Genomic DNA, 13191 nt, shown 5'->3' with positions numbered 1-13191 from the left:
CGGACCTGGCCGGAAAAACGTCCGGCGCGGTTCGCTGCGCCGGGCATGAAGGTGGAGCGCAGGATATGGCGGATATAGCGGCAGACGGCTACGTGCCGGAGCGAGACGACAGCGGAGCGTTGACGACCGTCGACGGGACACCGCTTAAAATCTCGTTGCGAAAGTCGCAAAGACGGGCCAAGCGGCGGGCCTTCTATCTTGTCGTTCCACTCCTTGCCTTCCTCTTCATCACCTTCACGATCCCGATCGTCGGGATGATCGTGCGGTCGGTCTACAATCCCGAAGTCGCCAATTACCTGCCTGAGACGTCGTCTGCGATCTCCTCCTGGGATGGGGAAGAGCTTCCGCCCGAAGAGGTTTTCGCGGCGATGGCGGCCGATATGGAAGTCGGTCTCGAAAATCGCACGATCGGACGCGCGGCGGGGCGGATCAATCGCGAGATTCCGGGCGCGCGCAGCCTGGTGATGGGGACGGCGCGTCATGTCGACGAGATGCAGCCACCCTACCGCGAGGCCTTTCTGGAGGAAGACGAGGACTGGTCCGATCTCGAATTCTGGCGACTCATCAAGCGCGAGACGCGCCTCATCACGCCGGCCTATTATCTTCTGGCACTCGATTTCGAATACACGCCGCGCGGCGAGATCGTGGAGCGGCCTGAGATCTATCAGGTCTACCGTCTGCTCTTCATCCGCACCGCCTGGATGAGCATCGTCATCACCGGCGCCTGCCTGCTTCTCGGCTACCCTGTCGCACATCTCCTGGCGACGCTGCCGCTCAGAACATCGAACCTCTTGATGATCCTGGTGCTTTTGCCCTTCTGGACATCGCTTCTCGTGCGGACTTCGGCCTGGATGGTGCTCCTGCAGCAGGAGGGGGTGGTCAACGACCTGCTCGTATGGGCCGGAATCATCAACGACAACGGTCGTATCCGCATGATCTACAACCAGTTGGGTACGATCATCGCGATGACGCACATCCTGCTGCCGTTCATGATCCTACCGCTCTATTCGGTGATGAAGACGATCCCGCCGTCCTACATGCGGGCGGCGCGCTCGCTTGGCGCCAATCAGTTTACCGCCTTCGTGAAGGTCTACATGCCGCTCACCATTCCCGGGCTTGCGGCGGGTGTTCTCCTCGTCTTCATCCTGGCGATCGGCTACTACATCACCCCGGCGCTCGTCGGCGGCGAAAGCGGTATCTTCATCTCGAATTTGATCGCCTCCAACATGCAGGGAACGAGCGCGCAGCTGAAACTGGCTTCGGCGCTCGCGACGATCCTCCTCGTGCTGGTTCTCTTCTTCTACTGGCTCTTCAACAAGCTTGTCGGTGTCGACCGGCTGAAGTTCGGGTGAGGTAAGCCATGGCCCTTCCTACCTATGCCGGACCGCTTGAGCGCACCTGGTATTACAGCTACCGCGTCATCTGTGCGGCGATCTTTATCTTTCTGATCGTGCCGATCGTGGTGATCGTGCCGCTGTCCTTCAACGCGCAGCCCTATTTCACTTTCACCAAGGAGATGCTCTCCTTCGACCCTGACGGCTATTCGCTGCGCTGGTACGAGGAGCTTCTCTCCAGCCGTGAGTGGATGCGCGCCATTGGCAATTCTTTCTTCATCGCGATATCGGCGACGATCATCTCGACAACGCTCGGCACGCTTGCCGCGCTCGGCCTTTCGCGCCCCAATATGCCGGCCAAGGGCTTCATCACGGCCGTTTTGATTTCTCCGATGATCGTGCCGCTGATCATCACGGCAGCGGCGCTGTTTTCCTTCTATGCCCGGCTCGATCTCGCCAATTCGTATTTCTCGATCATCATGGCGCATGTGGTCCTGGGCACCCCCTTCGTCGTGATCACGGTGACCGCGTCTCTCTCGGGCTTCGATCAGCAGCTCATCCGAGCGGCACAGAGCCTTGGCGCCAACCAGGTCACCACCTTCTTCAAGGTGATTCTGCCGCTGCTTCTCCCGGGCGTCGTCGCGGGCGCGCTCTTCGCCTTCATCACCTCACTGGACGAGGTCGTGGTCGTCCTGTTCCTCGCCGGGCCGGAGCAGGTGACGATGACGGTGCGGATGTTTTCGGGGCTCAGAGAAGAGATTTCGCCAACGATCCTGGCGCTCGCGACGATCCTGGTCGCGATCTCGATCCTGCTTCTCTCATCGATGGAATTGCTGCGCCGGCGCTCCGAACGTCAGCGCGGCATGAGCCCGGGTTAGGGATCCGGCTGAGCCGATCACAAAAAAGGAGGCGCCGAAGCGCCTCCGCAGATGTTTGCCGGCAGCGATTGTTCATCTGCCGCCGCGCAACCTTTGTCAGTGGCCGTTGACCGTGATCTTGCGTCCCTTGGCCTCCAGCTCCTTGGCGCGAGGGACCGTCACCTTGAGAACGCCCTTGTCGAAGCTCGCCGTCACTTCGTCGGCTTTCGGCTCAAACGGAAGAGCGAAACGGCGCATGAACGTGCCGTAGGAGCGCTCGACGAGATGATACTGTTTCTTCTCGTCTTTTTCCTCTCGCTCGACCTTGTTTTCCGCCTTCAGCGTCAGCACGCCGTCGGTAAGGTCGAGTTCGATATCCTTCTCGTCGATACCTGGAAGTTCGGCGGTAAGCTCGAGGCCCGTCTCGGTTTCGGCAACATCCACCTTTGGCGACAGAAAGCCGCCCGCGGCCGGATTGGCCGGAGCGCTCCAGTCGCGCGTGAAGTCGTCGAAGAGGCGGTCCATTTCGCGCCGCATGGCGAGAAAAGGATCGGTCTCAGGCCCGCGGGTCAGCGCGGTCTGGCGACCAAATGGAATCATCGATCTGAAATCCATGACGTCACCTCCTGATAAAAAAGGCCGACGCCGGACAACTGGGTGACCAGTGTCGGCCACGTCATCACGCCCATTATGTGGCGTTGCGAATCCTGCCGTTCAAGCCTCCGCGCGAGCTCCGTTGACACCTGTGCATCGGCCGGTTGCCGGGTTTCTGCACACGCGGACGTGGTCTCGTCGCTCTTCGCGACTTGGTCTTTCGGGTAAGGGGCGGAGAGCGGGCTTGTCTCCCACCACACGCACAGATAAATGCACCGGAAGGTACCTTTCTTTTTCGGTGTGTTGATGAGCGAGCAAGCGTCCAACGCTGACGACGGCCAACGGTCTCTAGCGGACCATCAAGACGGCGAGGAGAAAGGGCATACGGAGGGGGCGCACGCTTCTTCGGAGGAAGATGCCGGACGATCGCCCCTGAAGAAGCCCTGGACGCGGGTTTTCCTTGTGGTCTCTGGCATTGCGTTGCTTGTCGGCGGCGGCTGGTGGCTGTGGCACTATTGGACGGTCGGCCGCTTCATCGAGAGCACGAACGACGCCTATTTGCAGGCGGATCAGGTCACGATTGCGCCGAAGGTCGGCGGCTATGTCGAGGACGTCATGGTCAAGGCCAATGCCAGCGTCGAGGCTGGCGATGTGCTCGTGAAGATCAATGACGAGGATTATCTTGCCGGCGTGGCACGTGCCAGTGCCGGCCTGCAGGCGGCTCGGGCGGATCTTGCGAAGGCGAAAGCCGAGGCGGGACGATCCAGGGTGGCTGTCCAGCAGGCGGAAGCCCAGCTCGCTCAGGCGAAGGTGAACGAGGCTTTTGCGCAAAGCCAGGTGGAGCGCTACGCACCTCTCGTGAAGACCGGGGCGCAGCCGGAAGAGCGGTTGTCGCAGTTGATCAACCAGCGCGACCAGGCCGAAGCGCAGGTGAAGGTCGCTTCCGCCTCTCTCGCCTCTGCGCATGAAGCGACCAATACGGCCGACGCCCAAATCCTCCAGGCGCGGGCCGCCGTCCACCAGGCTCAGGCTCAGCTGACGGATGCCAACAATCAGCTGGCGAATACGCTGATCAAGAGCCCGATCTCGGGGCGGGTCGGCGACAAGACGGTGAATGTCGGGCAGCTCGTCCAGCCCGGAACGCGGCTGATGACGATCGTGCCAGTCGATCAGCTTTATCTGGAAGCGAATTTCAAAGAGACACAGATCGAGCTGATGCGTGTCGGCCAGCCAGCGACGATCACGGTCGATGCACTGACCGCCGAAGAGCTGCACGGGCATGTGGAGAGCTTTTCGCCCGCGACCGGTGCGCAATTCGCTCTGATCCCACCGGAGAACGCCACCGGCAATTTCACCAAGATCGTGCAGCGTGTGCCGGTTCGTATCGCGGTCGATCCAGGACCCGCCGCGAGCAAGGTCCTCGTTCCCGGCCTCTCGGTCACGGTCGAAGTCGATACGCGCGGCGCTCGCGACGAATACGAAGAGATGCAGAAAGAGGGACGGCGCTCGGAAGAGGCGGCGCAGTGAGCTCGGCCGAGGCCACAGCGGACGCTGGCGCACCCGCCTCAAGCGAGCCGCGAGCCGATGCTGCGGCCTGGCTGGCAGTTGCTGCCGGCACGATTGGCGCGTTGATGGCGACGCTCGATATTTCCATCGTCAATGCGGCTTTGCCGGTGATCCAGGGGGAGATCGGTGCGAGCGGCACCGAAGGCACCTGGATCTCCACCGCCTATCTCGTCGCCGAGATCGTCATGATCCCGCTGACGGGCTGGTTCGTGCGTGTCCTGACGCTGCGCACGTTTCTCCTGCTCATGACGATCTTTTTCGTCGTTTTCTCGGTCCTTTGTGGTCTCTCTTCGTCGCTGACGATGATGATCATCGGCCGTGTGGGGCAGGGATTTACCGGCGGTGCGATGATACCGACGGCGCTCACCATCGTCTCGACGCGACTGCCACCGGACAAGCAACCGATCGGGATTGCACTCTTTGGTCTGACGATCGTGCTCGGGCCGATCCTCGGACCGCTCATCGGCGGCTATCTGACGGAGCATGTCAGTTGGCACTATGCCTTTTTCCTCAACCTGCCGGTGGGGCTCGGGCTCGTCCTTCTGCTTGTCGTCGGCATGCCGCCGGCGAAGGCGCATCTTCGGGCGTTCTTCAAGGCCGACTGGTTCGGTATTCTCGGGCTGGCGCTGTTTCTTGGGTGTCTGACCACGGTTTTGGAGGAGGGGCAGCGCGAGCTCTGGTTCCAGTCGGAGCTGATCGTGGGCCTCAGCTTCGCTTCGTTCGTCGGGCTCGTCCTGCTCATCATCGGGCAGAGAAGGGCGGCCGAGCCCGTCATCGACCTGTCGATCCTGTTTGAGCGGAGCTTCGGCAGTGTCTTTCTGATGAGCCTCGTCACGGGTGCCGCACTTTATGGCATCCTCTATCTCATCCCGCAGTTTTTGGCCCAGATCCCGGACTATAACGCCTATCAGGCCGGTCTCATCGTGCTCATCAGCGGCATTCCGACCCTGATGATCATGCCGTTCTTTCCTTTCCTTGTGCGTACGCTCGACCTCCGTCTGGCGATCGCGATCGGGCTTTTCATCTATGCGTTGAGCTGTTTCGCCGACACCGCGATGACGGCCCAGTCCGACGGCGGCGATTTCTACTTTTCGCAGCTGCTTCGCGGCGTCGGTCAGGGATTTGCGCTGCTCTTTCTCAATCAGGCGGCGACGAGTTCAGTGGTGCGCGAAAAGGCAGACGACGCCTCCGGGCTCTTCAATGCGGCACGAAACCTGGGCGGCTCTTTCGGGCTTGCTCTCATCTCCACGCTTCAGGACCGACGCGTTACGTTCCACGTCGAGCGGATCAGCGAGACCGTCAACGCCAATTCCGTCCAGGTCCAAGAGCGCCTGCAGGAGCTTGGCGGCAATGACGCCTATCAGCGGCTGCAGGCCTTGAAGATGCTCTTCGGGACGATCCGTCAGCAGGCCGTCGTGATGATCTACAACGACCTGTTTTTCGTCTTCGGGATCATCCTTCTCGTTTCCATCCCGCTCGTCCTGCTCCTGCGGCCTTTGCCGCGCGGGCAGGGCGTGGCGATGCACTAAGGGGCCGTCATGTCGAACTGGCGCCTGTTCGCACCTTTGGCCTGCACGCTGGCCTTGTCCGGCTGCATGGTCGGCCCGGATTATCAGGGGCCGCCGGATGCGGCCCCGCTTGCGCGTCTGGCCGGCTCCTTCCGGCATGCGGACCGAACGACGCCGGCCTATTATCCTGCGGCCGCCTGGTGGGAGAGTTTGTCGGACAAACAGCTCGACGCGCTGATCGTGCTCGCTTTGTCGAAGAGCCCGAATGTGGACCTTGCGATCGCGCGGCTGAAGCAGGAACGAGCCGGCGTGGCCGGTGCCCGCGCCGATCTGATGCCCACAGCCGCTGGTCTTGGAGCAGCAAGCGGGGTGCGAGCGGGGCTCGGCGACACCGACGGTCTCAACAACAAACTCGCTGCAGCAGCGGCCACGCTCGGCCCGGAGGCCGCTGCCGCAGCGCCCACTATTCCCGAACATGTGAGCACTGGGCTCTACAACGCGGCTTTCGATGCGTCCTGGGAGGTCGACATTTTCGGCGGCAGGAGACGCGCCGTCGAGCGCTCCGCGGCCAGAGCCCAGGCGGCGGAAGCTGCGCTGGCGGACGCTTATGTTCAGCTGTCGGCCGAGGTGGCGCGCGCCTATGTCGGTCTTCGCGCCGCACAGAGGCAGCTCGGCATCGTGCGCCATTCGGTCTCGTTGCAGCAAAAGACGTTCGACCTGACGAGGCAGCAGGTGGAACAGGGAACGTCTGCCAAGCTCGATCTGGCGCGTCTCGAAACGCAGCTCACCAGCACGCAGGCCGATATTCCCTTGCTTGAAGCGCAGGTGGAGGAGGCGCTCGGCCAGCTTGCGGTCCTGTGTGGACTGGAGCCGGGTGCGCTCGATGCAAGACTGTCGAAGCCCAGGCCGATTCCGTCCCCGCCGAAGTCCGTGCCCGTCGGCGATCCGGAATCGATGCTCCGAAGAAGGCCCGATGTTCGGCAGGCGGAGCGACAGCTCGCCTCAGCCAATGCTGCAATCGGCGAGGCCGTGGCGCAGTATTTCCCGCGGATCAAACTCGTCGGACTTGCCGTCGCAGGGGGAACTCAGCCTGGTGATCTCGCTGACACCGCCTCGCTCAGTCTCCTCGGGGGCCCCACGCTGCAGTGGAACCTTCTGAGTTTCGGACGCATCGACGCCAAGGTCCAACAATCCGAAGCTGCGACAGAGGCGGCGCTCGCCGAATACCGGCAAAGTGTGCTTGCAGCTCTCCAGGATGCGGAATCCTCGCTCACACAATTCCGCAAGCGGAAGGAGAACGTTGCCTATCTGGCGCGGGCGAGCGCGTCGGCGGCACGGGCGGCGGCTCTCACCCGAGATATGAACGAAGCGGGCGCGCTCAGCCTGATCGATACGCTCGATATCGAGCGCCAGCGCTTGCAGACGGAACAGAGCCTCGCTCAGGCCGAGGCGGAACTAACGAATGCGTTCATTGCGTTAGAGAAGAGCTTGGGGCTTGGATGGGAACCGGCGACGACGCGGCAACCGGCAGAAACCACTGTCGCCAAGGCCAATTGAAACAACATGCAGAACCGATCATGACGCCGAAGCAAGATCAGTCCGAGGATGGCAGGCGCAGTTGCTGCGTCGTCGATGGCTGTGGCGAGAGCGCACTTGCGGAGGCAGGCGCTGTTGCCCGCCGAGGTCGGCCGCGCAAAGGCACGAGCGGCCTCGTCACCGAGCGGATTGTGGCGGTCGCAACCGAGCTCTTCCTCGAGCGTGGCTTCGCCGAAACCAATATGGATGCTGTCGCTGCACGCGCGGGCAGTTCCAAACGGACGCTTTACGCTCGTTTCGCTTCCAAGGACGCATTGTTTGAGGCCGTGATCCTGAAATTTCTCCGTGAGCGGCTGACGGAAATGCAGTTGACGATCCGGCGCGATGACGGGCTCGAAGAAACGCTGATCAGCGCTGGGGAGCGGCTCCTGGAAGGTGCGATGACGCCGGAGGTCATCCGTCTTCATCGCCTGATGGCCTGCGAAGGCGAGAACTTTCCGGAGCTGGCACGCACGGTCAACGAGCAGGCCTGGACGCAGTTTCGTCTTTTCGTGGCCGATGTCCTGCAGCAGGCGAGCGTTCGCTACAATGAGCCGTTCGAAGATTGCGAATGGCTGGCGACTCGGTTCTTCGGGATGATGGTGGAGCCGTATTTCCGCCGCGCGACGCTCGGTCTTCAGCCGGCCGAGGTGACCGACGAGATGCGCACGGACGTGCACCGGTCGGTGCAGCTATTCCTGAAAGGAAGCCGGGGTCTGTCCGCATCTCAATAAAATCGTGCTATTCGGGATAAGACTGGCGCAAGGTCGCATCGCCAGAGTGTTGCCTTCAGGTCATAGCGGAGGCCGGGACTAGACGCTAAAAGCACCTGGCGCGTTCCATTTATTTCGGAAGAGAGCATGCGGCATCGGGGCAGGGGGGACGAGACGGGACGTAGCGTCCTGCTCACACCCGGAGCATTATCGGCATTTCTGGTCTTCTGCGTCGTCTCCTTATTGGGGGCCTGCGCCGGGCTGCCCGACGAAGCGGCTCTGACACCCGTTCAGGCGACCGTGCCGGGCGCACAGCTCGTCACCATCTATGCCGCCACGACGCGAGAGCGGAAGGGACCGCAGAGCGTGCTCTACACTTCCGAGCCGGCTGCTCAACTCAATTTCGCCCGTTACACGGTCTCGGTTCCGCCCGGGCATAAGCCGACGGAAATCGAGTGGCCGGACGGCAAGGCGGATCCCAAGCGGAGCTTTGCAACCGTCAAGGAAGAGCGTCTGACAGAGGCCGAGTTCTATCAGCAAATCACAGCGCGGAATGGAAAAGGCGAGCTGTCGCCCGGACGAGACGATGTCGGCGTTTTCGTCCACGGCTACAACACAAGCTTTGCCGAATCGCTGTTTCGCCTCGCCCAGATCACGGTCGATTCCGATCCTAACGACGTGCCGGTTCTATTTGCCTGGCCGTCGGAAGCTGCTGTCACCGGATATGTCGCAGACAAGGATGCGGTGACCTATTCACGCGATTATCTCGCCGGTGTTTTGACGCATCTCGCCAGAGATCGGGAGGTCGGAGATATCACCGTCTTCGGCCACAGCATGGGCGGCTGGCTCGTGATGGAGGTGCTGAGGCAATTGCGTCTTTCCGGGCATGGTGACGTGATCTCTGGGATCGAGGAGGTGATCCTTGCATCTCCGGATATCGATATCGACGTTTTCAGAACCCAGATCGCGGTCATCGGCCGCAATCATCCCCCGATGACGATCCTCGTCTCGAAGCAGGACCGGGCACTCGCGATTTCCAGGCGTGTTGGCGGCGGACGGCCGCGGCTCGGCGGTGTGGACGTCGATGACCCCGAGATCCAGCAGCTTGCGGTGCAGTACAATCTGCGGATCATCGATATTTCGCAGCTCCCGAAAACGGACTTTCTCGGACACGACCAGTTCGTGACGCTTGCGGCCCGGCTGGGTTCGACCGGGCGGCGAGGTTTCGGCCAGCTCGGCGAAGCCGGCGCCTTCGTTTTCGACGCCGTCGGCAACACCGTGGCAAGCCCGTTCAGGATTGCGAGCGACGTGCTTTCCCAATGAGGGCACTGCCCATCTTGTAGATGCCTCGGCGTCCCGGCACCCGTTTACGTTGACATCCTGGCTTCGATCATGAGGATGGCGCCACACCAAACAAAGGAGCGCCCATGTCAATGCCGGGGGGCACGACCGACCCTGCGATCGTCTTGTCGAATGTCTGGAAGATTTTTGGCGAACGCTCGGAAGAGGCTCTTGAGGCAATTGAAAAGGAGCAGCTCGACAAAGCCGAGGTCCAATCTCGCTTCAACTGCATCGTCGGTGTCGCCGATGCGAGCATAGAGGTCGCGCGCGGCGAAATCTTCTGCGTGATGGGATTGTCTGGCTCAGGCAAGTCCACTCTCGTGCGCCACATCAACCGCCTCCTCGAGCCGACGTCGGGTCGGATCGAAGTCGAGGGCCAGGATGTGATGGCCATGGGCGATGATGCGCTGCGCCGTCTGCGAGCCCAGACGATCGGCATGGTCTTCCAGAATTTTGGCCTCCTGCCGCACCGAACCGTTCGCGACAATGTCGGGCTGCCGCTCGAGGTCCAGAGCGTCCCCAAGCTCGACCGTTTCGATCAGGCCGAACGTTGCCTCGACCTCGTGGATCTCGGCGATTGGGGTGACAGTTTCGCTCATGAGCTTTCGGGGGGCATGCAGCAGCGTGTCGGTCTGGCGCGCGCTCTCGCGGCCGATCCCGACATCCTTCTCATGGACGAGCCCTTTTCGGCGCTCGACCCTTTGATCCGCCGGCAATTGCAGGCGGAGTTCATGGCTCTGTCGAAAGAGCTGCACAAGACGACGGTCTTCATCACGCACGATCTCGACGAGGCGATCCGCATCGGCGATCGCATCGCCATCATGAAAGACGGCCGTATCGTGCAAACCGGGACGCCCGAGGAGATCGTGACCGACCCGGCCGATGATTATGTGGCCGATTTCGTCTCGGGCATCTCGCGGCTCAAGCTGGTCCATGCCGCGAAAATCATGCGGCCGTTGCCGACGCCCGGCGAGACGGGCATGGATTTGAGGTCTGCGCCGCGCGCTCCGGTCGGTGCCGATCTCGATAGCCTTGTCGACCTCGTGCTGTCACAAAAAGAAGACATCGTCATCGTCGACGAGAATGGCGCGGAGGTCGGTCTCGTCACGCAGACGGATCTCCTGCGCGGGGTCCAGGGCGGCAAAGAGCAACCGGTCGAGGTCGAAACCCAATCGGCCGCTGCCTTCGAGGTCGGGGCGGCGACCTCCCGCAAGGAACAGAACGCGCTGATCGCCGAGTTCGTCGGTCGCGGGGCCGGCCATTACATCCCCGCATTCCGCCGGATCGGGGAGGGGCGGTGGGGCGTCTTCAATTTTGGTGCCGTCGTCTTCGGCCCGATATGGGCTGGCGCTCGATCGCTCTGGTCGGTTTTCTGGGCTTATGTCATCCTAGAGCTGATCGGCCTTGTCCAAATCGGGCGTGGCTTTCTCGGTGATCTTGGCAGTGATGCGGCGGCGCGTGCGGCCTCGCTTCTCGCGCGTGCCGATGCGCGGGCGGAGCGTGCTGCGGAGGCGGCCGCTTCCGGCGCGGACAATGCCGCCCGGCTAGCCGCCAGCGCGGACAGACTGCGGGATATTGCGGCCTCGGCGCAGACGGAAGCGGATGCTCTCTCGGCGCAGTCCACCCAGGTCGCGTTGATCGGGCTCGGCCTCTTTGTCGTCGTCAAACTCATCGAAGGTCTGACCGCAGATCGCGCGCTCGAATGGGGCTTCACCCATTGGCGTTCGGACCGCTCGATCCGCTCCGGCCTCTCCTGGGTGGGCGCGGCGATCGCGACCCTGCTGGTCGGCTTTATCTATCCCGTCACGATCTATCGTTTCTCGGCCGCCGAACCGCCGACATGGCTGACGACCTTTCCCGCCGACAACGCGATCCGCGCCAGCGCGGCACGCTGGATCGATCACGCTTTCGACTGGCTCGCGATCGCCGGAGAAGGGTTTTTCGATTCCGTCACGGCCGTCGTGCGTGCGCTCCTCGACACTCTCGAGCTGATGCTGGTGGCGACGCCCTGGCCTGTGGTCATGGTGGCGATTTGCGCGATCGCCTGGCTTCTCGCCGGCGCGCGGGTGGCCATTTTCACCGCGGCTGCTCTGGCCTATCTCGCACTCTTCGGTTTCTGGGAAAAATCCATGGCGACCGTGGCGCTGCTCGGGGCTGCCGCGGTCATCTGCGTCGTCATTGGTGTGCCGCTCGGCATTTGGTTTGCAAAGTCGGACCGCGCCTACACGGCCGCCAGACCGGTGCTCGATTTCATGCAGACCATGCCGGCCTTCGTCTATCTGATCCCGGTCATCGCCTTCTTCGGAACCGGCAAGCCGCCCGGCATTCTGGCGACACTCGTCTTCGGCATGCCACCTGTCATCCGGCTGACCGCGCTCGGCATGAAAGGCGTGCCCTACGATGTGACCGAGGCGGCGTCCGCCTTCGGCGCGACGCGGACCTTCAGGCTTTGGAAGGTCGAGCTGCCGCTCGCCATGCCATCCATCAAGACGGGCATCAACCAGACCATCCTGATGTGTCTGTCGATGGTGGTCATCGCCTCGCTCATTGGCGCGAAGGGTCTCGGGGAGGACGTTCTCGAAGCCCTGCAATATGCGGCTGAAGGACAGGGGATGCTCGCGGGCCTCGCCATCCTTTTCTGTGCGATGGCGCTTGACCGGATCGTCGCCGGACGCGCGCCCGCAAAATCGGCCTGAGGGCCGGCTGCGCTGCGGCGCAGCCCAAAAACGAACCTATGAGAGGACACAGTATGAAACCGCTTATCTATTCCGCTGCTGCCGCAGCCTTGCTGATCGGCAGCAGCGCGCAGGCCGCCGATATCACCATCGGTGTGCCGAGCTGGCCGTCGGCCAAGGCCGGCGCCGCAATCCTGAAAAACCTCGCGGAGCGGGAATTCGGTGCCAGTGTCACGCTGACGCCCGGCACGAACCCCGTCATCTTCGCCGCCATGGCGTCCGGCAAGGGCGATATGGACGTGCATCCGGAAGTCTGGCTGCCGAACATTCAGGGCATCGTCGACGAGTACCAGGACAACGTCGTCCTCGGCAAAACGATGTTCCAAGGCGAGCAGGGCGATTGCGTGACGAAGGCGACCGCCGACAAGCTCGGCATTTCGTCCATCACCGATCTTGCCAACCCGGAGATCGCAAAGCAGTTCGATTCCGATGGGGACGGAAAGGGCGAGTTCTGGGTGGGCGCGACCGGTTGGGCCTCCGCGAACACCGAAAAGGTCAAGATGCGCGGCTATGGGCTGGCCGATCTCTACGAGCCTGAGACCATCGATGAAGCGCTCGCCTATGCGCGGATCGGGGAGAAGGAGAAGAAGGGCGAGCCTTACGTCTTCTACTGCTACACGCCGCATCATATTTTCGCGCAGTACGACCTCGTGATGCTCGAGGAGCCGGCGCATGACGATGCCAAATGGAACATGATCCAGCCGGACGAAGATCCGCAGTGGTACGAGAAATCGAGCGTGTCGACGGCCTGGAAGCCGGCCGAGATCCATCTTGCCTACTCGAAGTCGCTCGAAGAACGCGCCCCCGAGCTGATCACGCTCTTCGAGAATTACAGCCCCACGAGCGACATGGTCGCCGACTGGACATACCAGATCGCGGTGAAGGGCCGGGACGAGAACGAACTCGCCCAGGAATGGATCGCCGACCATCCGGACGTCGTGGACAAGTGGCTGGGCCTGTAGAGGGCT

Annotated in this window: 10 protein-coding genes; 9 read left to right on the top strand and 1 reads right to left on the bottom strand. The window is 62.3% G+C overall.

Features of this window, described 5'->3' with window-relative positions:
- Nucleotides 1-65: 65 nt before the first annotated feature.
- Together L0F51_RS04230 and L0F51_RS04225 are read left to right on the top strand one after the other, a co-directional pair.
- The gene (locus tag L0F51_RS04230; protein ID WP_234628087.1) at nucleotides 66-1352 is read left to right on the top strand and encodes an ABC transporter permease; all 1287 of its coding nucleotides are present in this window, start codon (nucleotides 66-68) and stop codon (nucleotides 1350-1352) included.
- 8 nt (nucleotides 1353-1360) lie between these two features.
- Entirely contained in the window at nucleotides 1361-2212 is an 852-nt protein-coding gene (locus tag L0F51_RS04225; RefSeq protein WP_092812220.1) for an ABC transporter permease, read from the top strand.
- A gap of 96 nt (nucleotides 2213-2308) precedes the next feature.
- On the opposite strand, the gene L0F51_RS04220 is transcribed toward L0F51_RS04225, so the two are convergent.
- Complete coding sequence (locus tag L0F51_RS04220) at nucleotides 2309-2806, bottom strand: Hsp20/alpha crystallin family protein (RefSeq protein WP_234628086.1); 498 nt, start codon at nucleotides 2804-2806, stop codon at nucleotides 2309-2311.
- 285 nt (nucleotides 2807-3091) lie between these two features.
- Between L0F51_RS04220 and L0F51_RS04215 the strand changes: the two genes are divergently transcribed.
- The 7 genes from L0F51_RS04215 (at nucleotide 3092) to L0F51_RS04180 (ending at nucleotide 13185) form a co-directional block, all read left to right on the top strand.
- Entirely contained in the window at nucleotides 3092-4312 is a 1221-nt protein-coding gene (locus tag L0F51_RS04215; RefSeq protein ID WP_234628085.1) for an HlyD family secretion protein, read from the top strand.
- A complete protein-coding gene (locus L0F51_RS04210; RefSeq protein ID WP_234628084.1) occupies nucleotides 4309-5880 on the top strand; it encodes a DHA2 family efflux MFS transporter permease subunit in 1572 nt (523 codons plus the stop codon). The genes L0F51_RS04215 and L0F51_RS04210 overlap by 4 nt, the downstream gene beginning before the upstream one ends.
- 9 nt (nucleotides 5881-5889) lie before the next feature.
- Entirely contained in the window at nucleotides 5890-7416 is a 1527-nt protein-coding gene (locus L0F51_RS04205; RefSeq protein WP_234628083.1) for an efflux transporter outer membrane subunit, read from the top strand.
- A gap of 20 nt (nucleotides 7417-7436) precedes the next feature.
- Nucleotides 7437-8168 carry a TetR/AcrR family transcriptional regulator gene (locus L0F51_RS04200; RefSeq protein ID WP_234628082.1) on the top strand — a complete coding sequence of 244 codons (732 nt, stop codon included), beginning with the start codon at nucleotides 7437-7439 and terminating at the stop codon, nucleotides 8166-8168.
- 126 nt (nucleotides 8169-8294) lie between these two features.
- Nucleotides 8295-9470: an alpha/beta hydrolase gene (locus tag L0F51_RS04195; RefSeq protein ID WP_234628081.1), complete on the top strand. Its 1176-nt coding sequence runs from the start codon at nucleotides 8295-8297 to the stop codon at nucleotides 9468-9470.
- 104 nt (nucleotides 9471-9574) lie between these two features.
- Nucleotides 9575-12184, top strand: a complete 2610-nt coding sequence (locus tag L0F51_RS20115; RefSeq protein ID WP_370642305.1) for a betaine/proline/choline family ABC transporter ATP-binding protein — start codon at nucleotides 9575-9577, stop codon at nucleotides 12182-12184.
- Between the two features lie 53 nt (nucleotides 12185-12237).
- Nucleotides 12238-13185 carry a glycine betaine ABC transporter substrate-binding protein gene (locus L0F51_RS04180; RefSeq protein WP_234628080.1) on the top strand — a complete coding sequence of 316 codons (948 nt, stop codon included), beginning with the start codon at nucleotides 12238-12240 and terminating at the stop codon, nucleotides 13183-13185.
- Nucleotides 13186-13191 lie beyond the last annotated feature (6 nt).

It is taken from the genome of Afifella sp. H1R (assembly GCF_021462425.1).
Classification (GTDB): domain Bacteria; phylum Pseudomonadota; class Alphaproteobacteria; order Rhizobiales; family Afifellaceae; genus Afifella; species Afifella aestuarii.
Note: the sequence above shows the minus strand (reverse complement) of the source record. Positions and strands in the feature narration are given on the sequence as shown.

Bases quoted from the DNA above. Each gene is read 5' to 3' on its own strand.
- L0F51_RS04230 (WP_234628087.1), top strand. From the start codon at position 66: ATGGCGGATATAGCGGCAGACGGCTACGTGCCGGAGCGAGACGACAGC.
- L0F51_RS04225 (WP_092812220.1), top strand. From the start codon at position 1,361: ATGGCCCTTCCTACCTATGCCGGACCGCTTGAGCGCACCTGGTATTAC.
- L0F51_RS04220 (WP_234628086.1), bottom strand. From the start codon at position 2,806: ATGGATTTCAGATCGATGATTCCATTTGGTCGCCAGACCGCGCTGACC.
- L0F51_RS04215 (WP_234628085.1), top strand. From the start codon at position 3,092: ATGAGCGAGCAAGCGTCCAACGCTGACGACGGCCAACGGTCTCTAGCG.
- L0F51_RS04205 (WP_234628083.1), top strand. From the start codon at position 5,890: ATGTCGAACTGGCGCCTGTTCGCACCTTTGGCCTGCACGCTGGCCTTG.
- L0F51_RS04200 (WP_234628082.1), top strand. From the start codon at position 7,437: ATGACGCCGAAGCAAGATCAGTCCGAGGATGGCAGGCGCAGTTGCTGC.
- L0F51_RS04195 (WP_234628081.1), top strand. From the start codon at position 8,295: ATGCGGCATCGGGGCAGGGGGGACGAGACGGGACGTAGCGTCCTGCTC.
- L0F51_RS20115 (WP_370642305.1), top strand. From the start codon at position 9,575: ATGTCAATGCCGGGGGGCACGACCGACCCTGCGATCGTCTTGTCGAAT.
- L0F51_RS04180 (WP_234628080.1), top strand. From the start codon at position 12,238: ATGAAACCGCTTATCTATTCCGCTGCTGCCGCAGCCTTGCTGATCGGC.